The organism is Pseudophaeobacter sp. 1A09344 (genome assembly GCF_041008745.1).
Classification (GTDB): Bacteria; Pseudomonadota; Alphaproteobacteria; order Rhodobacterales; family Rhodobacteraceae; genus Phycobacter; species Phycobacter gallaeciensis_A.
Genome location: NZ_JAXGFS010000038.1, coordinates 1 through 1,087 on the forward strand (window position 1 = coordinate 1; position 1,087 = coordinate 1,087).

Consider the following 1,087-nt stretch of genomic DNA (forward strand, 5'->3'; position numbering starts at 1 on the left):
TGATGGCTCAAGGGTCGTTGCGACAGTATCCGCTATCTCAGTTTCATCATCTCTTCTCTGAACGCCTCGAGTGGGGTGCGCCATCCAAGGCACTTTCTAGGCGTGCCGTTCAGGCGGTCACAAATCGCCTTCATATTGCGATTTGAGAGCGCCGCGAGTTGGGTGTCCCGTGGCAAGTATCGCCTGGCCCGTTTGTTCAGATTCTCGACTGAACCCTTCTGCCAAGGTGCTTGGGGATCGCAGAACCAACTATCCGTGCCGATGCCTGATTTGAGCTTGCGCCACGCGCGGAACTCGAAGCCACGGTCGAAGGTGATCGACCTCCGGGCTGGCTGGGGCAGGGGCTCCATCACATCCATCAGCTTGTTGATGAAGTGGGTAGAGCTGCGGTCGTTATTGCGGAACAGGACAGCAAACCGGGTCTTCCGTTCGACCAGCGAGGCAACATTCATTGTGCCTTGAGCTCGCTCGAAGATCATCAGATCGCCTTCCCATTCGCCGAAAGTCTCACGCGTCTTCACGTAGTCAGGACGTTCATGGATGGACCGGTCCGGCGGAAAAACCTGGCCTCTTGGCCGTCTGGCATGGCGCGGTTGCCGCTTCTTGCGACGGCTGGGGAGATGGCGAGCCAGTTGTTCGGACTGTCCTTCGGGGCTGTAGACGTAAGCATAGATCGTCTCATGACTGACGCGCACAGGCTGGCCGTCATATCCCAGACGTCCCGCAATCTGTTCCGGCGTCCATCCAATCTTCAACTGAGCGATGACATGAGCGCGCAGATCCTTCAGTCGGATCAGTTTGCGACGCCGTGCGCGTCGATCTGATGCGTATTTCTGTGCGTTCATCCCGTAGTAGCCGTTCAGATAAGGCAGCTCGTCATCGGAAAAAGAGTTCCGCTTGATCTCGCGATAGACGGTCGAGCGATGCCTGCCGATTTCGGCTGCTATCTTGCTCACAGGCACTTTTGCATTCAGCATGTCTTCGATCGCGCGTCTTTCACGCAAATCCAACTCTGTGTGGGCCATGTCCGTTCTCCTTGCTTTTCAGCAAGATAGGGGATGTGTCGCAACCCAGTTTAGAATGTGCC

The 1,087-nt window shown here is 56.4% G+C and carries 1 protein-coding gene; it reads right to left on the minus strand.

Annotation, left to right across the window (positions count from 1 at the left end; genetic code table 11):
• Positions 1-32: 32 nt before the first annotated feature.
• The gene (locus SM765_RS22980; protein ID WP_065270287.1) at positions 33-1,025 is read right to left on the minus strand and encodes an IS30 family transposase; all 993 of its coding nucleotides are present in this window, start codon (positions 1,023-1,025) and stop codon (positions 33-35) included.
• Positions 1,026-1,087: the final 62 nt, after the last annotated feature.

Bases quoted from the DNA above. Each gene is read 5' to 3' on its own strand.
- SM765_RS22980 (WP_065270287.1), bottom strand. From the start codon at position 1,025: ATGGCCCACACAGAGTTGGATTTGCGTGAAAGACGCGCGATCGAAGAC.